Source organism: Salipiger sp. D13, assembly GCF_003703915.1.
GTDB lineage: Bacteria > Pseudomonadota > Alphaproteobacteria > Rhodobacterales > Rhodobacteraceae > Salipiger > Salipiger profundus.
This window is the reverse complement of sequence record NZ_RAPJ01000067.1, coordinates 1-21,479: the sequence shown is the minus strand read 5'-3', so window position 1 is coordinate 21,479 and position 21,479 is coordinate 1. Positions and strand designations below refer to the sequence as shown.

Below are 21,479 nucleotides of genomic sequence, written 5' to 3'. Positions count from 1 at the left end.
GTCGAGCGGATCGAACGCAAACTCGATGACAACGAGCAGGCCCAGAAGCGCCTTCAGCGCGAACAGGACGGAAGCGAGGTCAAATCCGTCCAGTTGGAGACCCTGATCGGTATCGGCCAGAGCCTGATCGAGCGCCGCGACAGCATGGAGACCTTCCGCGACACTGCCGCCGACCTCTTCCTGCGCAGCACCGGCAAGCCCTGGTCGCCGCGCTCCGGTTCACGGGTCAACCATCGCCAGATGACCTCGGCCATGATCGACAGCCGCGACTTCCTCGCGGCCAAGCGCAGGGTCGACAATGAGGTGCTCTTGCCCGCAGGGCCGAAGATTGCCTTCTCGGGCGGGGACACCACTGATCACCGGCTGATCTGGGACAGGCTCGATCAGGTTCATGCCAAGCACCCCGATATGGTCCTTCTGCACGGTGGAACGCCGAAAGGTGCCGAACGCATCGCGGCCACCTGGGCCGACAATCGCAAGGTGCCGCAGGTCGCTTTCAAACCGGACTGGGCGAAACACGCCAAGGCTGCGCCGTTCAAGCGCAACGACCGGATGCTCGACTCGATGCCGATCGGGGTCATCGTCTTCCCCGGCACCGGCATTCAGGAAAACCTCGCCGACAAGGCCCGCAAGATGGGCATCCCGGTCTACCGACTCGCAAAGGGCAGCGCGTGAGCGCTGCACCGATTCAAAATGGCCGCGCAGCTTCCTGCATACGTTACGGTGGGCGGTGAGCCGACATTCTCTGCCTGTGCGAACATGCCCTTGTCAGGACATGGAAGCGGACATTCCGCCAGGATCACCCCGCCCGGCCCGGCGCGACGTGCACGGAGGACGGCGTCCGGACATTCTCTGCGGGCGCGAACGAAAAAGCCCGTGCGCAGAAAGCCGACATTCAGAGGAGGCCGAACTCTGACACTTTACTGCACAGATTATCGCCATGCTTCAGTGTCCCAAGGAGGCTACAGTCGCCGAGATGGTCGAGGCCACCGTATGCTTGACCCCTACCGCCCACGGTTCGATCTCAGGTGACCTGAAGACGAAGCTGGGCCTGCACATCGCCGCCGAGAAGGTCGAGAGCAGTTCCACTCATAGAAGCTGGTCCGGTCCAGCCCCCGCTGACGACAGGCCTCGGCGACGTTGCCAAGCTCCTTCGCCAGTTCCAGCACGCTCAGGCGGCTCTGCGCCAGCTTCGTGTCCGCGTCCCGTTTCTGCGGCGTCGCAGCGGTCGATGTGCGTCCCATGATCGAACCCTCCTATCCATGAATAGCACGGAAAGAAGGTTAAGTGGACACGTCATCCGTTCTTTCTCCACTGGCTCAAAGCTCGCCTTGAAGAGACCAACTGATACGACCGTTACTTCTGGCAATTTTTTGCCAGAAGTAACATGCTTCCTGAAGGGGAAGGCAAGAGGCAAGTAGTCCGATGACAGTGAAGATTGCAGTGCCTCGGATCGGAGGGAGGGCTGAGTTCGCTGTACGTCGAGCAGCTCTCTGAGCCGGAGGCTGGCCCGCCAGGAAGAAATCAGTGTCAGCCAAGGGTATGTAGCGCAGTTACCCGCAATTTCGATTGCCCGCTTTCCTCCCCTCAGTTAGCGTCATCGAGAGCACAGAAAATGGGTCCGCATAGTTTGCGGGTCCACCGATCTGGCCCGGAGGTGATTTTTGGAGAGCGACCGGTCGGAACTTCGCTGGGGTGTCGAGAAGCGCCTCGAGTTCATAGAGTTCCGCCTGTTCTGGGAGGGACATGTGAACCGCAGCGATCTGATGGACCAGTTCGGGGTATCGGTGAACCAGGCGTCCACCGACCTGAACCGCTACATCGGCTTCGCGCCGGACAACATGGTCTACGACAAGAGTGCGCGAACCTATGTACGCGGCTCCGAGTTCAAGCCGCAGTTCCTCGAGCCCGACGCGAGCCGCTACCTTGCACAACTCCGATCAGTCGCTGACGGGCTCCTCGACCGCGAGGACGCTTGGATCGCCAACCTCCCGCCCTACGCGGCCGCCCCTACGCCAGTTCGTGGGGTCAATCCGGCGACGCTTCGTTCGGTCGTTGGCGCAATCCGTCGGTCCGAGGCGATCGAGGTAAAGTACCAGTCCCTGTCCAGCCCCGAGCCGCGCTGGCGCTGGATCGCCCCCCATGCCATCGCGTTTGACGGTTTCCGCTGGCACACTCGGGCGTTCTGCCAAACCGACGATTGCTTCAAGGGCTTCCTGTTGTCTCGAATGCTTGAGGTTCGAGGCTCGGGCGAAAGCGACAAATCGGCCGGCGACGATCACGACTGGCTTGCCGAGGTCACGCTGGAGGTTGGGCCACACCCCGATCTCTCGGAAACACAAGCGAAGGTTATTGCCCTCGATTATGGCATGCGCGGCGGCAAGGCGAAGATCAAGGTGAGACGTGCGCTCCTCTACTATGCGCTCAAACGCCTCGGTCTAGATACCGCCCTCGAAGCGCGCGCGCCCCAGGACCAGCAGATCGTGCTGATCAATCGCGACGAGATTTTCAGTGGCATTCGAGCAGCTGGCGCTCCGGAGGGTTCGAAATGAAGCCTTTTTCGGACATCGCGTCCAGTTGCCAGAAGCCAGCAAGTTCATTTGAGGAGAGCCAGATTGGGTAAACAAGCGGCATTCAAGACCAACCCGGTCAGCTTGGAGGAGCTTCTCCGTCAGTGTGGGAACGGCAAAATTCAGTTGCCGGATTTCCAGCGCAGCTGGGTGTGGGACGAGGAACGGATCAAGGGGCTGATCGCCTCGATCTCGCAGGCGTTTCCGGTCGGCGCCTTGATGACGCTCGAGGTGAAGCCTGGTGCGGCTGATACCTTCGCACGCCGACCAATCCAGGGGGCGGATGCCGCAGTTGGCGACGACGCACCGGATCAGCTCTTGCTGGATGGCCAGCAGCGCATGACCTCGCTTTATCAGACCTGCTTGCGCCGCGAGGTGGTGCAAACGGTCACGCCTCGCCTCAAGCTCGTGAAGCGCTGGTTTTACATCGACATTCGAAAAGCAATGAACCCGGCCGAGGACCGCGAAAACGCCATTGTCTCAGTACCGGAGGATCGGCGGATCAAGTCGGACTTCGACCGGAAGATCGACCTCGATCTCTCCACGCCGGAACTCGAATACCAAAACCTCATGTTCCCGCTGAACCAGGTTTTTGACTGGGACGAATGGCAAGACGGCTTCAACGAATACTGGCTGGAAAACGACCCGGAGACACGCAAGCTCTTCAAGCCGTTCAAGGATGAGGTCCTTCAGAACTTCAAGGCCTACCAGCTGCCCGTAATCGCATTGAGCCCCGACACCTCCCACGAGGCCGTCTGTCTGGTCTTTGAGAAGGTGAATACCGGCGGCAAGCCGCTCGACGCATTCGAGCTTGTGACAGCGATGTATGCAGCCCGCGGCCATCGCCTGCGGGACGACTGGCTCGGCGCCGACGGCCAGCCGGGGCTGCAGACCCGGCTTCAGCTCTTTGGGCGGGCGGCCGAACAGAAGTTTGGCGTGCTGGAGAAGGTCGCTGCCACCGACGTGCTGCAGGCCATCGCCCTCCTGCATGGGGTCGAGACCCGTGCGGCCGAAATCGCCGCCGGGAGCAAAGAGACGGAGCTGTCCGCAGTCCGGGCCACGCGTCAGTCGCTCCTAGACCTGCCGCTGGAGGCGTATCTGAAACACCGTGCTGCGGTCGAAGAAGGGTTCAAGACTGCGGCAAAGTTCCTCCGGCAGAACCACATCTATCGGGTCATCGATCTGCCCTATCAGGGCCAGCTTGTCCCCTTTGCCGCGATCCTCGCCATCATCGGGCCGAGGTTCGACCACGCTGCAGTGAAAGACCAGCTCGCCCGCTGGTTCTGGTGCGGCATTTTTGGCGAACTCTATGGCTCGGCCATCGAGTCCCGATTTGCCAAGGACGTGCTCGAGGTGCCCGCATGGCTGGACGGTGGCCCCGAACCCAGCACGATCACCGATGGCCGTTTCCGACCGGAACGCCTGCGCACCCTGCGCACCCGCCTGTCGGCCGCCTACAAGGGTATCCACGCCCTTCTGATGGCCGAAGGCGCGAGAGATCTTCGCTCCGGCCAGCACTTCAAGGACACGGTATTCTTTGACGAGTACGTCGATATCCACCACATCTTCCCGCAGGACTGGTGCAAGAAGCAGAAAATCGAGCCGAAGGTCTTTGACACCGTCGTCAACAAGACGCCGCTCAGCTACAAGACCAACCGCATTCTTGGCGGCGTAGCTCCATCGGTCTACCTGGAACGACTGGAAACAGGCGGAAAGGACAACCCGCCGATCGCCCGCGAAGCGCTTGATGATTATCTGGCGTCTCACGGACTGGATCCATCCTTGCTGAGGGCGGATGACTTCGAGGGATTCATGGCGGATCGGGAGACGCGGCTCCTTGCCATGATTTCAAAGGCAACCGGGCATGCGATCGTCAGGGCAGATTCCGTGCCGGAGGAAGGCGAGGACGTTCTCCAGGACGACGAAGGCTTCGATGTTCCAAGCCCGGACACCGAGGAGGCCGCCTGAATGAAAGCGTTTGAGTTCGACCATCAATTGATCCGTGCTTACGAGCACTTTTCGCGTTCATTCAGCGCAATTCGGGCACCCGACCTGAAATCCGAGATCGATGCCCAGTACGACGCCGGAAAATTCTGGCCGGATGCCCTCTTGTCTCTAAACCCACGCTTCATGGCGGGGCCGACGGTCGATGAACTTGTCGCCACGGGTGATCTCGACGACGGCACGGGCAAGGTTTTCCGGTTTGGCACCACGCCTCTTCGCTTTCACCGGCACCAAGCCGAGGCGATCGCGAAGGCGAAGCAAGGAAAGAGTTATGTCGTCACAACCGGTACGGGTTCGGGGAAATCCCTTTGCTTCTTCGTGCCGGTTGTCGACTCGATCATCCGAGCGCGGCGCGCAGGAAAGCCGCGTCGCACGACGGCAATCATCGTTTACCCCATGAACGCACTGGCAAACAGCCAGATGAAGGAGATCGACAAGTTCATCGCTGGTTCCGGTTTGCCCGATGAGCTCAAGCCGGTGGTCAAACGTTACACCGGTCAGGAAAGCCGTGAAGGGCGGGAGCGCATCGCTGCCAATCCGCCCGACATTCTCCTGACTAACTACATGATGGCAGAATTGCTTCTGACGCGTCAGGACGACCTGGACTCGAAGGTCGTCTCGAACGCGTCCGGTCTCGAGTTCATCATTCTCGACGAACTCCATACCTATCGCGGGCGCCAAGGTGCCGATGTCGCGGTCCTCGTTCGACGCCTGCGGGACAGGTGCTCGCCGGACAAGGAGCCAATCTGCATTGGGACCTCGGCAACGATGGCCTCCGAGGGATCGGACGAGAGCCGCGCACTTGCTGTCGCGAAGGTAGCGTCTCGTCTGTTTGGCACCGACATTGGCCCGGACGCGGTCATCGACGAGTCCTTGCAGCGCGCGACCGATGACGCCCTGAAGACCGAGCACGTCCTTGGCGCTTTGAAGACGGCCCTGACGCAGCCTTTGCCGGACGCACTCGATGACGAAACCCTAGAGCGCCATCCGCTCTCGGTTTGGGCCGAACTCGAACTCGGATTGGACGATGGGCTTGAGCTTCGCAGGAAGAAGCCGATCCCTTTTGAAGAAGCCGTTGAAAAGCTTTCTCTGGCCAGTGCGGTCGATGCAGAAACCTGCCGAGACTATCTCGAAAAATTCCTGACCCGGGTAAGCCTGCCGGAGATTGAGCGCGGCGGCATGAAGGACGGAGCCTTTCTCGCTTTCAAACTCCACCGGTTCATCTCCGGTGCCGGTGAAGTCTTTACGACGCTCACGGCCAGGCCGCGTCGGATCCTCCTTGAAGGGCAGCTCGAGGACCCCGAAGCCCCTGGAAACCGCCTCTACCCCACGCGGTTCTGCCGAAACTGTGGCCAAGAATACCATGTCGTGACCAAGGTCGACGATGATGGGAGCTTGCGCTTTCTGCCTCGAAGCATCGACGACACGCCGCTCGACACTGAAGAAGACGAGGTCGCGGGGTATCTCTGTCCGGTGACGCCCGGCGATACTGACTTCCAGTTCACAGGCGAGCTTGAGGGTTACCCCGAAAGCTGGCGAGAAGAGAAAAACGGCATTGAACGGCTGAGAGGGTATCGCAAGAAGCGTATGCCGGTGTCCTACGTCGTCGGTGCTGATGGTCGCCACGGAGCGGGCGGAAACGATTTCTGGTTCATCCCGGGAAAGTTCGCGTTCTGCCTGTGCTGCCATGACGAACCGACGCAGGGGATGCGTGAGCGCAGCAAGTTGGCGGGTCTGTCCGGCGAAGGGCGAAGCTCGGCAACAACCTTGCTGGTCGCCAGCGCCCTGGAGTGGATGAACAAACCTGGCAGCGGCGTACCCGAGACGAAGCGGAAGCTTTTGGGGTTCACGGATAACCGTCAGGATGCAGCCCTGCAGTCTGGCCATTTCAATGACTTCCTGTTCGTAAGCCTGTTGCGCGGAGCCATCCTTCGCGCGGTCATTGCTGCTGGCTCAGGTGGGCTCGCAGAAGATGAGTTCGGCCTGCAGGTGGTGAAGGCGCTCGGCTTTACTGCCGCCAACAAAGAGGCGCGCCAGCATTGGCTGCTGGATTCGAATGCTGGTGCCATCATTCGCGAAGACGCCCAGCGATCGCTCGCGAAGGTACTCGCCCACCGTGTCTGGACGGACCTGCGTCGCGGTTGGCGCTTCACCAACCCCAGCTTGTCTGTCCTGAACCTGATCGACGTGAACTTCCTCGGCCTCGAGGAAATCTCTGAAGATCGCGAGCGCTTCATGGCCATCCATCCAGCGCTGGGAGACCTCAGCCTCGAACAGCGGCAGGCAATTCTAAAGGCGATTTTGTCCGCGATGCTTGAGGGCCTGGCTGTTCAGACCGAAGCCTTGGACCTGACTGTCCTCGACGGCGTGGCCCAGAAATCCCGAATGCTGCTTCAGGCACCTTGGGCCATTGACCAAAAGGAAAATCCGCGAGCGCGGTCCTCGCTTGTCCTGCGCGCGGGCAGCAAAAATGTCGTCACGCTGCGTGAAGAACAAACGCTTCTTCGGGCAGGTCCCAATTCGCGGATCGCACGGCTCGTGAACCGGAAGTCGGTTCTAGGCATGAAGCTGAACAAGGATGAGTACTACGAGTTCATGGAAGGGATGCTTGTCTTCCTGAGCGAGGAAGGGCTGCTGGTGCCTGTTGAACTCGATAGCGATGTGACGGGCTGGCGCCTGTCACCATCTGCGGTTCGGCTTGTGCCTGGACCGGCTCTCGATGATGAAACCCACTGCGGCAACCGATATTTCCACGACCTTTACACCGCGATTGCCAGTGACCTTGGCGACGGGCGTAGTTCCTACTGGGGGCTGGAGGGACGCGAGCACACGGCTCAGGTTTCGCAAAAGCAGAGAGAATGGCGTGAATGGCGGTTCCGTTTCGAGCAGGACGACATGGACCATCTCGCGACCTCGGAGTACCGAACAGAAATTCGGGCGACCGGCGAGTCAGACCGGTTCCTGCCAGCGCTGTTCTGCTCTCCGACTATGGAACTCGGCGTTGATATTTCCGCCTTGAACGCGGTCTACCTCCGCAACGTACCTCCTACACCGGCGAATTACGCGCAGCGCGCTGGCCGTGCCGGTCGCTCGGGCCAGGCCGCGGTTGTCGTGACATACTGCGCCTCGGGATCACCGCATGATCAGTATTTCTTTGAACGGCGCAACGATATGGTGGCCGGTGTCGTGCGGCCGCCAGCACTCGACATCACGAATGAAGAGCTGGTCCGATCGCACCTGCACGCGGTGTGGCTGGCGGAAGCGAAACTGGCGCTTTCTCCCGACATCCCAGAGATTCTGGACCTTCACGGGGACAAATTCCCGCTGAAAGAAGACGTTCTGGAGGTCATCTCGAAACCCGCTCTGGTCTCGCAGGCACGGGGACCGATGGCGCGTGTCTTGAAGCAGATTCTGGCGTCCGACGGAGGGCAAACCCCGATCTGGATGGACGATCCAGACGAGTTCGTTCTTCACACGGCCATGAATGCCCCAAAGGAGTTTGACCGCGCCTTCGACCGTTGGCGGGAGCTTTATAGCTCTGCCAGGACGCAATTGGCTGAGGCCAACAAGCGTTCGGAGATTACGGGGCTATCGGGAGCCGACCGGCGCAAGATCAAGGCTGCGCAAATGCAGGCCCAGGATCAGATCGCCATCCTCGAACAAGGCAAAGCCTCGAATGGGTCCGATTTCTATTCGTATCGGTATCTGGCGACTGAGGGCTTCCTGCCCGGGTACAACTTCCCGCGCCTGCCGCTCTACGCGTTTGTACCAAGCGAAGGCAAGACGGGGTCATTCCTTTCCAGAGCCCGCTTCCTCGCCATTTCCGAATTCGGCCCGCGCAGTCTGATCTATCATGAGGGCCGCGCCTACCGGGTCATGAAAGCCAAATTGCCGCCCGAGGTGCGTCAGGGCGACGGGTCGGAGTTGGCGACCAAGGATATCTACATCTGCTCCAACTGTGGTGCATCGCATGAGGGCGAGGTCGAGCGTTGCCATGGGTGCAACAACCATATGGCGGGTGAGGTCCCCATTAAGAAGACCCTGCGCATCGACAACGTCGAGGCCGCCCCGACTGAGCGCATCACGGCGAACGATGAAGAGCGCGTTCGGCAGGGCTTTGACATCCAGACCGTCTTCTCCTGGCCGAAGAAGGATGGGCAGGTCCAAGTGACCAACGCCAAATTCGTCTGTGGCGAGACCTCCCTCTTGGCCCTGCAATACGCCAATAGCGCAGAAATCAGCCGACTGAACAAGGGCTTGAAGCGCCGAAAGGACCAGACGGTTTTCGGTTTCCACATCGATCCGAGGTCCGGATACTGGGCGAAATCCGACGACGAGGACAGCGACACGGACGTTCCGCCGGACGTGGTCAAGCCGGTTCGCATTGTTCCGATTGTCCGCGACAGAAAGAATGCCCTGCTGTTCCGCTTCGAAAAGCCGGAGCAGTATGAGCCCGAGACAATCGCGACGGTTCAGCATGCGTTGCTGCGCGGAATCGAGGTGGTTTTCCAATTGGAAGAAGGCGAAATCCTCGGTGAACCGCTGCCCGCGAGGGACAACCGTCGCGCAATCCTTGCCTACGAGGCAACGGAAGGCGGCGCCGGCGTGCTCACGCGCCTGATTGATGAAGGAAAGGCAATCAACGAGGTGGCGAAGACCGCACTGGGTTTGATGCACTTCGAGAATGTCGATGCTGCGATTGCGGCGGGTGATGCGGATCTGTTGCAGGAGAAGAAAGACGGAAGCTGTGTTCGCGGCTGCTACCGTTGCCTGCTGTCCTATTTCAACCAACCGGACCATGAACTGATCGACCGCTCGAGCTCGGAAGTGACGCAATTCCTGATCGATCTTGCACGCGGCACGATTTCCCGTGCTGCGAAGCCGACCGCTGGAACGGTGGCATCACCATGGATTGAGGCATTCAGCGCCGCGGGCATCCCCCAAATTGATACGATGCCCGCGAGCTTTGGTGGACGCGAATTCGAGTTTGTTTGGCGCGCATTCGCGGTTGCCGCGACGACCGCTGACCTGACAGCGGAAGCTGAGGCAGACGCGATGAACAAGGGCTGGGTCGTTTTTGGATTGCCTTCGGCGCCGTCGGAAGGACTGCCGGATGGCTTCATGAAGAATTTTGAAGGTTGATATGACTGTGAATTTTACTCCTGGAGATCTTGTCAGAGCGCGCGGCCGTGAATGGGTTGCCTTGCCGACATCCGGCGAGGGCCTGCTCGCCCTGCGCCCCCTCTCGGGCAATGAAAACGACATCGTGGTTCTTGCCCCGGATCTCGAGCTTACACCGGTCGAAGCCGCTCGTTTCGACCTGCCTGACGATGCGCGCACTACCGTGCAGTCCAAGGCTGCCCTTCTTGCCGACGCGTTGCGACTGACTCTCCGCCGAGGGGCAGGTCCCTTCCGATCCGCCGCACAGCTCGCGTTCGAACCTCGGACGTACCAGCTGGTCCCGCTTCTCATGGCCCTTCGGCTTCAGGTCCCGCGGCTGTTGATTGCCGACGACGTTGGCATCGGCAAGACCATCGAAGCGGGTCTGATCCTCCGAGAGCTGATGGATCGCGGAGAAGTCGATGCGTTTTCGGTGCTCTGCCCTCCGCACCTCGTGGACCAGTGGATCACCGAATTGAAGGATCGCTTCGGGATCGATGCTGTTGCCGTCACCTCCGGGACTGCCGCACGTTTGGAGCGCAACCTCCCATTGGCGCAAACCCTTTTCGATGCCTATCCCTTCACGGTGGTCAGCCTTGACTATATCAAAGCCGAGAAACGCCGGGATGGGTTCGCCAGGGCCTGCCCGGATTTCGTTATCGTAGACGAAGCACACGCCTGCGTCGGGACGCACAAAGGAAAGCAGCAGCGTTTTGACCTGCTCCAAGGCCTTGCACGCGACCCTGAGCGTCGGTTGATCCTGCTGACAGCCACGCCGCACTCCGGGGACGAGGATGCGTTCGCTCGGCTACTGTCGCTGATCGACAAGGAATTCGGGACCGTCAACTTCGACAACCAGAAATACCGCGAGCGCCTTGTCAGGCACTTTGTTCAGCGGCGGCGCGTCGACCTGGTCGAGGGCGACTGGGATGAGAACCGCTCGTTCCCCAAGCACGAGACGACCGAATACTCGTATCGCCTGAACGACGAGCATCTGGCCTTCCAAGAGGCCGTGCTTGATTACTGCTTCTCGGTCGTGTCTCGGGCTGGAGACGCGCAGAAGGATCGCCGGCTTGCCTTCTGGGGCACTCTGGCGCTGATGCGCTGTGTCGGATCGTCACCCGCAGCCGCCATGAGCGCGTTGCGAAACCGGGCTTCCAATGAAGACGAGCGCCTCGAGCCGCAGATCTACGACGAAGATGGTGATGATGAAGACGCCGTGGACATCGAGCCAAACACCGTCTTCTCAAATGATCCCGCTCTCCAAGGGCTTCTCGACAAGGCCAGCGAACTTCTGACGGCCGAAGATCCCAAACTGAACGCCCTCATCAAGGCCCTCAAACCCTTGATCAAAGATGGTGCCAATCCCGTCGTCTTCTGCCGCTACCTCGCCACTGCCGAACATGTGAAGGAAAGGCTTCGTAAGGCCTTCACCAAGCTGAATGTACAAGCCGTGACAGGTGAACTGACGCCGGACGAACGTCGCGATCGCGTTGCCGAAATGGCGGCGGAAGAAGGTTCCACCAAAGATCAGCGCATCCTTGTCGCCACGGACTGCCTGTCGGAAGGGATCAACCTTCAACAGCTGTTCGACACCGTGATCCACTACGACCTTTCCTGGAACCCGACGCGCCATCAACAGCGCGAAGGTCGCGTGGATCGTTTCGGACAACCCGCCGAACTCGTTCGCTCGATCATGATGTTTTCGCCCGACAGCGCCATCGACGGCGCCGTGTTGGACGTCATTCTCCGCAAGGCAGAAGAAATCCGTAAGGCGACGGGCGTGACTGTGCCTCTGCCCGAGGAGCGGGGACCGGTCACCGATGCGCTGATGGCGGCAATGATGCTCCGCCGTGGTGGTGGCAGTCACAAGCAGCTGACGTTGGACCTGCAACTCGGCGACGGTATCCAGGTGATGGAGACCCGCTGGCGCGACGCAAGCGAGAATGAAAAACGGTCACGTGCCCGGTTTGCACAAAATGCCATGAAGCCGATTGAAGTCGCTCCTGAATGGGACAAGGTGAAGACCCTCCTTGGATCGCCAGCGGAAACGCTCGAATTTCTCGAGCGCGCGATGTCTCGGTTTGGGGTGCCCCTCGAGAAAAAGAAGTCGCTGCAGTTCGCTCACGTGCATGCCCTTCAGGATAGCCTCAAGGAAAAGCTGGAGCAGCGTGGGCTGAAGGGCTCTCTGAAACTGGCCACGCAGGAACCCGTGCCCTCAGGCGCTTCGCTTCTGACCAGAACCCATCCGCTGACGTCGTCCCTGGCAGAAAGCCTGCTTGAAGCCTCTCTCGACACCGAAGCGCTGCCGGATCTGGGCATCGGTCGTGTCGGGGCTTGGCCGTGTGCCGCCGTCACTCAGATGACGCGTGTCGCTCTCTTGCGTATTCGCTACAAGCTCACCGTTCATGCTCGGCGTGAGCGCCTCCTGCTGGCAGAGGAAGCCGCCCTTGTTGCCCTCGACAGTAACTCGGTGATTGCCTCTGGCAGCGAGGCGCGCACGCTGCTTGCCTCTCCCGCGACTGCTGATTTCGCGTCTGTCGCCCGCGACCGGATGATCAATACGGCGAAGGCGGCCCTTCCTGACCTGCTGGGCGGCCCGATTGCCGATTTCGTCCAAAAGCGTGCCGCGGAGCTGGTTGAAGACCACGCCCGCCTTCGTGCTGCCGCCGGTTCCGCGTCGCGTGTCAGTGTCGAGCCGATAATTCCCCCAGACGTCATCGGCCTCTTCGTTCTTGTTCCGGGGGAGGTGTAATCATGGCCCGCAAACCAATTACCGATATGTCCGCGTGGCCGTCGCTGAGCCTCGAAGGCAACCTGATCGCGCCTGCAATGATCGCAAAGATCGATCAGCGCCAGGCACCCGAGCAATCCCCCGAGGAATACGGGGTTCGCAAAGGCCTACAGATCCGCGAGGAAATCGCCACCGCCTTCCGCGTAGGCCAATCGCATTTCGATGCCTTTGCGAAGATCGAACACCCCTCGGCCGCCGCCACCTCGCGTTTCATCGCCGACTTCTTCAAGGAAACCTTCGGGTACACAGACCTCACGGTGGCAGCGGCACCGATCGCCCTGATCGCGTCCGATCGTGTGCCTGTCGTCGTCGTCCCGCCGTCCGAGCTACTTGACCGCCGCAGCCCGACGCTCTCGACGGACAGGTCGCGCTCTCCGGCCTTTGCCCTTCAGGACCACCTGAATGATCGGGACGAGGCCCTTTGGGGCATAGTCACCAATGGGATGCAGTTGCGCCTCATGCGCGACAATGCCTCGCTGACCCGTCCGGCCTATGTCGAGGCCGATCTGGCGCAGATGTTTACCAACGAAGACATTGCGTCCTTCGCGGTGCTCTGGCTCATGATCCACCGCACCCGCTTCGGCGCGGCAGAGACCACCGCCACCGATTGCCCCATCGAACGCTGGCGCGATGCCGGCTCCAAGGAGGGCGAAGCCGCGCGAGATCGCCTGGCCGGTCAGGTCCAACTGGCCCTCAAACTGCTCGGCTCGGGCTTCCTCGAGGCTAACCCCGACCTCGCCGCGAAACTGCGGTCCGGCGAAGTGAACCTGACCGAGTGGTTCAACGAACTCCTGCGTCTCGTCTACCGGCTGATCTTCCTGATGGTGGCCGAGGACCGGAACCTCCTCCACCCCGAAAAGGCCAAGCCCGAGGCCCGCGCCCTTTACGCCCAAGGCTATTCGCTCCAGTCGCTGCGCAAGCAATGCTACCGCGCCGCCACCTGGGACAAGCACCATGACCGCTACGAGGGGGTGAAGATCGTCTTCCGCGCCCTCACGCAAGGCCAGCCCGCCCTTGCGCTGCCCGCCCTCGGCGGCCTCTTCGCGGAGGACAGGCTGCCCCACTTGGAGACCGCCCGCCTGCGCAACCGCGCCTTCATGGAGGCGCTCTATCGCCTCTCCTGGCTCGCCGACAAAACCGGCATGGTCCCGGTCAACTGGCGCGCGATGGAGACCGAGGAACTGGGCTCGGTCTACGAATCCCTCCTCGAACTGCAGCCCCAGCTCGGCGACGACGGTAAGACGCTGGTCTTCGCCTCCGAGGCGGCCGAGCAGAAGGGCAACCAGCGCAAGACCACCGGCTCCTACTACACGCCCGACAGTCTCGTGCAGGCGCTGCTCGACACCGCGCTCGATCCCGTGCTCGACAAGATTGAGGCCGAGGCGGACGATCCCGCCAAGGCGCTGCTGAAGCTTTCGGTCATCGACCCCGCCTGTGGCTCGGGCCACTTCCTGCTGGCCGCCGCCCGCCGCATCGCCACGCGGCTCGCGCGCATCCGGGCCGAGGGCACGCCCTCGCTCGCCGACTTCCGCCACGCCCTGCGCGATGTCGCCCGCTGTTGCATCCACGGGGTGGACCGCAACCCGATGGCGGTGGAGCTGACCAAGGTCGCGCTCTGGATCGAGACGGTGGACCCGGGCCTTCCCCTCGGCTTCTTCGACGCGCAGATTCGCTGCGGCGATGCGCTGCTGGGGGTGTTCGATTTGCAGGTGCTGCAGGACGGCATTCCCGACGCCGCCTACAAGCCGCTGACCGGCGACGACAAGGAAACAGCGAAATACTACCTCAAGGCCAATCGCGATGCGACGGCGGGGCAAGGCGGGTTCGACTTCGGCACCGGTCAGGCGTCGATGCCCGCGATGAAACCGCTGGCGCTCGATTTCTCGGGCTTCCGTGACCTGCCCGAGGATACGGTCGAACAGATCGGGGCTAAGGCCAAGCGGTTCAAGGAACTGCGCAAGGGGCAGACCTTTGTCCGCGCCAAGGCGGCGGCGGACCTCTATGTAGCGGCTTTCCTGCTGCCCAAGGTCGGTGGTGCACCGGCGGGGGCATCGGCCCGCACCGTGCCGACGACCGAGGAACTGTGGATGGCCCTCAATCAGGGCAAGATGCGGCAGGCGATGAATGATGCCCCCAAGGCCGCCCGCAACGCCCGTGCCCTGCATTGGCCGCTGGAGTTCCCAGACGTGATGCAGCGCGGTGGGTTCGACGTGGTGCTTGGCAACCCACCGTGGGAGGTGATGCAGCTTTCCGACAAAGAATACTTCGCAACTCGCAAACCAGAGATCGCCGCGCTTGCGGGAGCCGCGAGGAAAAAAGCTATCGAAGGATTGGAGAAAACCGACCCCGGCGCGTATTCAAGCTTCGTTTTTGCCAAGCGGGTTTTCGACGCAGGGAACGAGTTTGCTCGGGAGTCCGGTAGGTTTGACCTGACGGCCCGTGGAAAAATTAACACCTATCCGCTATTTGCTGAGCTATCCCATCAACTCATTGGCAAGAGTGGGCGCGCGGGCATTATTGTGCAGAGCGGCATCGCCACAGATTATTCGAACCGCTTCTTTTTCGACGAGATCGTGCAGAAGAATCGCCTAGTCTCAGCACTGATGTTTGACAACGCGTGGAGAATCTTTCCGGCCGTTCACCCCGACACCCCCTTCGTTCTTTTGACTATGGGGGACGCAGGCGAAACATCCGACTTTACTGCGTACATCCTTGCCTCAGATCAGCTGTCCGATCCACGGCGCAGATATCAGCTATCCGCAAGTGATATTTTTGCGATAAATCCAAACACGAGAACTGCACCAATATTCAGATCCCAAGCGGATGCTGAATTAACGGCGAAAATATATCGTGCCGCGCCCGTATTTATAAATTCGACCAAAGGCGCAAACGGCAATCCGTGGGGCGTGGAGTTCCGCCAAGGGCTCTTCAACATGACGTCGGATTCTGCGCTGTTTAAGAGTGCACAAGAGCTTGCCGCTCGGGGATGCATGCGCCACGGCGCAAACTGGGTGAAGCCTGTTGGAAAAAATGATCAGGAAGGGCCCAACGATGGTGGCGTAGCGACATGCTGCGAAGTGTACACCCCACTCTATGAAGCAAAGATGATCCACCTGTATGATCATCGCTGGGCGGGTTACGACCTCGAAGGAGAAACTTCCACTGATATAGCAAGTACAGAGAAAGCAAACGCTGATTTCGAACCCCTGCCGCGATATTGGGTGGACGAGAAAGAAGTACAAGCACAGCTTATTGCCAAAGAGTGGCGCCGCGACTGGTTCATGGGCTGGCGAGACATCACGAATGCTACAAACGAACGCACGGTCATTGCAGCTGCTTTCCCACGGCTTGCTGTGGGTAACAATTTGCCGATAATGCTATTCCCGATGGCTACATCGCCGAGATCACTGGCAGGACTTATTGGGTGCCTTTCCTCGCTGACGTTCGATTTTGTTGCTCGCCATAAAGTAGGTGGCACCCATCTCAATTTCTTCATCTACGAGCAGCTTCCGGTCCTCTCGCCCGATTTCTACGATGAGCGTCGGCTGAACTTCATCACCCCGAAGGTGCTGGAGCTCACCTACACCTCACACAGCCTCGCCCCCTTCGCCCACGATCTGGGCCATGACGGCCCGCCCTTCGCCTGGGACGAGGACCGACGCGCCCACCTGCGCGCCGATCTCGACGCCTTCTACGCCCGCGCCTACGGCCTGACCCGCGACGAGCTGCGCTACATCCTCGACCCCGCCGACGTGAAGGGCCCCGACTACCCCTCGGAAACCTTCCGCGTCCTCAAGGAAAAGGAAATCCGCCACCACGGCGAATACCGCACCCGCCGCCTCGTAATTGAGGCCTGGGACAGGATGGAGCAGAATGGCACGTTTGCTGCCCTCGGTTTGGCTGACAGAGCAACGGCCGTCGCTCAACAAATCGAGCTGCCCCCGCTCAACCAGTATGAGGACGCAATGTGGGCGTGGCCTCAGGGTATCAATGAGCGAGACAGAGTCCGAGCACAGCTTCGGGCGATGGTGGGTATTCTGCCAGGGCCTTCGGATGCCCGTCGCGTCCGTCTGGCCGCGCTCGCCTGCCTTCAGCCAGGCCTGCTTAATGGCTTCCTGTCGGAAACGGATCGTCGAGAGTGGCAACGTCTCTTGGCGCACTCGACGGGCGCTACTCAACTCGTTCCGCCAACGAACGCAGCCTGGGGCGCGGTCTTCACTGATCTCGTTTCCTCTGCCGTATTGGATGTCTCATCCGATGGCACACAATGGAGCGCGGGTTCGAGGCTTGATCGATCGACCCTGAATGCAAGTGATCCTGCCGTCGGCCGCGCAATCTTTGCATGGTCGAGGCTGGAAGGTGTGGATTTGGATCTCGGGCTCGCGCAGGTGTCTGCCGTAATCCTTCCGTTCATCAGGGAGGGTCGCCTTGCAGCCTGATCTGTTTCAGCCATCCGAGATTGAATTCAATCTGCCCGAAGGTCAGCAAGGGCCTCGCCTGTGGGTTCGACGGCTGGCGCTCTGGCGCGATCCTCAGACTTTGCTGCGCAATATTGAGCTTCGGCGCGGCGTCAACATCATCTGGTCGCCCGATCTGTCGATGAACGAAACCGGTGCCACCCCTCATGGCAGCGGCAAGACGACCTTCTGCCGTTTGATCCGGTATTGCTTGGGCGAGCGCACCTTCGCCAACGACGAACAGCGCCCGCTCATGCAGCAAAGATTGCCGAATGGCTTTGTTGGCGCCGAAGTCATCATTGATGGCGAGTGTTGGGTGGTCACCCGTCCGATTGGCATGAACCTGCCGTCCCGCGCCACCCGCGCAGAGCGGATCGAGGAGACATTTGACCAGCTTCTGGTCGGCACTGAACCTCCAACGATAGCGCCGGTGATCTCCGATAGATTTTGTGCCCGGTATCGAGATCAGGTTCCGGACAACTTGAAGGCAGAACAAGTCTGGGACGTCCTGCTGGCCTGGCTCACCCGCGATCAGGAATGCCGTCTGGACGACGTCTTCGACTGGCGATCTAAGCGGTCCGGTTCGGGATCACCTGCTCAGGAACTTTCTCTTGAGACAAGGCTGACTGTCGTGCGTCTGGCTATCGGGGCGCTCTCAGCGGACGAGGTTCAAGCCACGAAGGAGGCGAGAGCACATACACGCGAGCGCGACGGTCTACGTGAAAAGCTCGGCCATCTCGACTGGTTCCAAAGCCAAAGATTCGGCGAACTCTGTGAACGCCTGTCTTACTCCAAGGACCGTGATCCGACGGAAGAGATCGTGCGCAAGGAGTTGATCGACAAGGCGAATGAAGTACTGGCGAAGGCCCTAGGCACCGAACACTCCAAGGGTGGTCGCCCCAGCGACGCTCTGCGCAGCAAACGAAGCCTTCTGCAGTCCGAGCGAAACAAAAGAAGTGACGAAAGGGCGGAGAAGAAGGCCCTATTGAACAGCCTTCCGAGTCAGATTTCTGCTGCTCGTGCCGAACAAGGTACCGAGCAAGCAAGACTTGAAACTGGCGTTATTGTCCGTTGCGCAATTTGTCATGTCAGCATCGATGAGGTGAAGGCCAATGGATGTGGGGTGTCTCTGGAACGGTGCAACCTTGACGAGGTGAAAGGCCGGATTGAACGGACTGAGAAACATGTTGCTGAGCTAGATCGTCAAAGATTGGCACTGCCCGGAGAAATTGAGAACCTCGATCAGGAAATCTTGCGTCTGGATGGTGAAATTTCCAAAATTGAAGATTCTTTCGCGCAACTCGAGCGGCAAGCCTCAGACGCCAACAAAGCTATAAATCACGCTCAGGACTTGGTGAGAGAAGCTAACTGGTTCGACCGCCAGTTAAGTGATCGCGCCCGAATAGTTCAGCGCTTGGCCGGCGTTGACAGAATGCTTGACGGTCAACGACAAAAGATGGGCCTTGAGCGCGAACGCGCCGCGGCAGCGATAGGTGACTTGGAAACACTCTTTCGACAACTTGTCGCGACTCTGATGCCCAATGGCTGTACTGGGAAAGTGAAACTCGACGGTAACGGTCTACATCCCGAGATATTGCTAGATCGTGGCGCGGGCCTTTCAACGGCGGCAGTAGAGTCGTTCAAGATCGTTGCTTTCGACCTCGCCGCCATGATCCTTTCTGTGAACGGAAAGGCGGACCTACCGTCGTTCCTCATCCATGACAGTCCCCGCGAAGCAGACCTCGACGCTGGCATCTACTCAAATCTCTTTGATTTCGCGCTGGGCCTGGAAGAGAAAACAAGCCCCCCACCATTCCAGTATATTGTAACGACAACTACCGCCCCATCGCAAATCACAGCAGATCATCACTCGGTACGGCTGAAACTGTCATCAACCCCACCTGAAGCCAGATTGTTTGCGATGGACTTTTGATGATCGAGACGCCCCAATCCTTCGTGACCCGCCAGGAATGCGACAAAGTCACCTACCAGAACGGCTTCCGGCGCCCCCAAGGCGAAATCGATGGCTGGCAGCGGTACAGTTCGACGACCGCGCAGGGATCGATCTGGCTCGCACGGGACACTTCCGGTGCGTGGCTCCTCGCCCTGGATCACGCCGGAGTCATCGCAGAGATCGGGATTGAGGCGTCCGATACCGCAGGACCAGGCCTCGCACGGTTCCGGCTTGCCTCGCTGGCACTGCTTTATGGCGTGATGCCACGAGTTTACGAGCTTGCCGCAAGCCTTCCCGACGCACCACTTCAGGAGTTTATTCACCGCACCAAGCACTTGCCGAAGACGACGGAGGCGGAACGCCTTGTGGTCCAGCGTGTCGGCCAGAACATCTTTCGTGAGCGTCTGATCAAATACTGGCGGGGGCGATGCCCTCTTACCGGGATTGTCGACAAGCCGCTTCTACGTGCCTCTCACATCAAGCCATGGCGCGACTGTGAAAACGACGCAGAGCGTCTGGATGTCCATAATGGTTTGCTTCTGTCGGCTCTTTGGGATGCCGTATTCGATGGTGGTCTGGTTACCTTCGGTGATGACGGCATTCCGGTCTTTTCGGCGAACCTCAGCGAGCAGGCACGTGCGCGACTAAGTTTTGATCGGCCAGTCGATCTGACCGACAAGCATCGGGTCTTCTTGGACTGGCACAGGACGAAGGTATTCGACGTCAAAGCACCTGACGCCCCGCATGCTGATTGAGCCGGGGGGCCAAGCGGCGTCGCAGGAGCAACGCCGTTCCGCTCGCGCATGCCTTCTGCCTTGCCATGCCCATCGCAACTTCGCCGACGTATTCATGACGATCCAGTCGCGGGCCGCGCTCGAGGTCCTGTTCCGGATCAGGGAAGCCGCCGCAGCATGTGCCCTTCTGATGAAGGTCCGCTGTGGGCCGGAAGTGTAGGGGCGCGGCGCGGATCAAGCACGACCACCTGCCGCGCTTCCGTACGCCGCCTTCTAACCCTAGCCCTACTTTCCGAATGGGATGGTGCGGAGGTGGTGCAGCCCCCCGTGTTCAAGCTTAACGACCTCCAGGGCCCGGATGGTTCCCAAGAGCGGGAAGTCTCCGAGGGAAGATGTCTCTAAACGCTCGATAATCGTTCGATCAGGGTTCGTCGCGACCGTCATGTGTGGACGGTAGGGAATATCGTCCTTTCGCTCCGCCCTCTGAACACCTTCGTAGAGCTGGTCATGCAGTGCCGCCAAATGGGAACTTCCGGTCGAGCTGACGAGAAGCAGTTTATGGGTCTTTTCAAAGGGATCGTGTGTAATCTCCTCTGAGGCGAAAGACACCTCAAACTGCGATGACCTGCTGGCCACTGCCTCGCAGTGTTCCTGGAACTCTTGAGGGCGAATGTTCATCAGCCCGAACACGAGAGTTACGTGTGGGGGGACGAGCTCGGCTCTGGCCGGCTCGTTCTCGGTCCGAAACCGACGAATGCGCTCGGCGACACTCGGCTCAAACTGTGGATATGCCAGGACGTAAATCATCACGACACAGTGGGGAAATCTGCAACATGGGTCAACGATCGGCTGGTTCCCTCAGGGGGGCGGGTCACCTTGTGTCTCGCCCAAAGACAAGAATTCTGCTAACTTTCAGGTTGCGCCATGGTGGTGGTGGCAGGCGCGACCGTTCCACGTCAAACGGGAGACACCACCATGTTCGTTCTCGGAATCCTTGCATCTATTGCCGCCATCGCAGCCATGTGCTGGTTGCTGTTCAACCTTGCCGTCTTCGCCCTGCCGCTCTTCGTCGGACTTCACACCGGCATCTGGGCCTATGGCACCGGCGCGGGCTGGCCCGGTGCAATCCTCGTCGGCGGCTTCGCCGCCGGCTTGACGCTCGCCATCGGCCAGGCGCTGATCATACTCGTCCGGCCGCTCTGGGCGCGCTTTGCCATCACCCTGATCTTCGTGGTGCCGGCGATGGTCGTCGGTTTTCACGCCACCCTAGGGATCGCCAGGACCATGATGCCCTCGGAGACATGGCAGATGATCTTCGCCGTCATCGGCGCTGGCGCCGTTGGCGTTTCCGCCTTCCTCCGCATTGCCGGCATGGCCGCCGACTCTTCGGACCGATCGGCCGTCGGCGCCTGACACTGCCAACGATCCGATGAGGCGGGCCCGGATCAGCGCTGGAATGCCATTCCGATCGTCAGGATGCCGGTATGGAGCGGTGTGCGGATCGGCATGAGACCCGCGTCGTTGCACGTGGCCGTGCGGTGGGAATGGCGGACCGTTCGAGCGGCAGACTGCTCCTGTGATCGCGGGCGGCACGTCGGGCGGGGCGCTTGGAGAACGACGCGCAATGCCTGTCGCGGGCGAGCCAATCCGCCGGTGAAAGGCCGGTCGGGCTGATGAGCATCCGCGGTTGCCATCGTCTCCGTTCCTTGCCCGTCCCATGTCCGCTCCATACGGCCCTTTCAATGGCCTGATCTGGCCGAATACCGGCTGTGTGTGGCGCGACATCGCAGTTGAGTGCTGGGCGAC

10 protein-coding genes and 2 pseudogenes are annotated in these 21,479 nt (G+C 60.3%); 10 read left to right on the top strand and 2 right to left on the bottom strand.

Annotated elements, in window-relative coordinates; genetic code table 11:
* Positions 1–675, top strand: a 675-nt coding sequence (locus tag D6860_RS24505; RefSeq protein ID WP_164845664.1) for a DUF2493 domain-containing protein, incomplete at its 5' end; no start/stop codon positions are given.
* A gap of 265 nt (positions 676–940) precedes the next feature.
* Positions 941–1,027 (top strand): annotated as a pseudogene (locus D6860_RS26085) (hypothetical protein); the annotation flags it as partial.
* Between the two features lie 58 nt (positions 1,028–1,085).
* On the opposite strand, the pseudogene D6860_RS24495 reads toward D6860_RS26085, so the two are convergent.
* Positions 1,086–1,244: pseudogene (locus D6860_RS24495) on the bottom strand (IS481 family transposase); the annotation flags it as partial.
* Between the two features lie 420 nt (positions 1,245–1,664).
* On the opposite strand from D6860_RS24495, the gene D6860_RS24490 reads away from it, so the two are divergent.
* From D6860_RS24490 to D6860_RS24460, 7 genes are all read left to right on the top strand, one after another.
* The gene (locus tag D6860_RS24490; protein ID WP_076625037.1) at positions 1,665–2,552 is read left to right on the top strand and encodes a BrxR family helix-turn-helix transcriptional regulator; all 888 of its coding nucleotides are present in this window, start codon (positions 1,665–1,667) and stop codon (positions 2,550–2,552) included.
* A 63-nt stretch (positions 2,553–2,615) separates the two neighbouring features.
* Positions 2,616–4,538, top strand: coding sequence for a GmrSD restriction endonuclease domain-containing protein (locus tag D6860_RS24485; RefSeq protein ID WP_076625036.1), 1,923 nt, complete (start codon positions 2,616–2,618; stop codon positions 4,536–4,538).
* Positions 4,539–9,716, top strand: a complete 5,178-nt coding sequence (locus D6860_RS24480) for a DEAD/DEAH box helicase (protein WP_076625035.1) — start codon at positions 4,539–4,541, stop codon at positions 9,714–9,716.
* A 1-nt stretch (position 9,717) separates the two neighbouring features.
* Positions 9,718–12,489: a DEAD/DEAH box helicase gene (locus tag D6860_RS24475; RefSeq protein ID WP_076625034.1), complete on the top strand. Its 2,772-nt coding sequence runs from the start codon at positions 9,718–9,720 to the stop codon at positions 12,487–12,489.
* A gap of 2 nt (positions 12,490–12,491) precedes the next feature.
* Entirely contained in the window at positions 12,492–16,967 is a 4,476-nt protein-coding gene (locus D6860_RS24470; RefSeq protein ID WP_076625033.1) for an Eco57I restriction-modification methylase domain-containing protein, read from the top strand.
* Positions 16,957–18,918, top strand: coding sequence for a DUF2326 domain-containing protein (locus tag D6860_RS24465; protein WP_076625032.1), 1,962 nt, complete (start codon positions 16,957–16,959; stop codon positions 18,916–18,918). The genes D6860_RS24470 and D6860_RS24465 overlap by 11 nt, the downstream gene beginning before the upstream one ends.
* A complete protein-coding gene (locus tag D6860_RS24460; RefSeq protein ID WP_011747841.1) occupies positions 18,918–19,694 on the top strand; it encodes an HNH endonuclease in 777 nt (258 codons plus the stop codon). Before D6860_RS24465 ends, D6860_RS24460 begins: the two co-directional genes overlap by 1 nt.
* A gap of 264 nt (positions 19,695–19,958) precedes the next feature.
* Here D6860_RS24460 and D6860_RS24455 read toward each other — a convergent pair whose 3' ends face one another.
* Entirely contained in the window at positions 19,959–20,480 is a 522-nt protein-coding gene (locus D6860_RS24455) for a 2'-5' RNA ligase family protein (RefSeq protein WP_041529858.1), read from the bottom strand.
* A 168-nt stretch (positions 20,481–20,648) separates the two neighbouring features.
* Here D6860_RS24455 and D6860_RS24450 point away from each other — a divergent pair, with 168 nt between their 5' ends.
* Complete coding sequence (locus D6860_RS24450; protein ID WP_011747838.1) at positions 20,649–21,086, top strand: hypothetical protein; 438 nt, start codon at positions 20,649–20,651, stop codon at positions 21,084–21,086.
* Positions 21,087–21,479 lie beyond the last annotated feature (393 nt).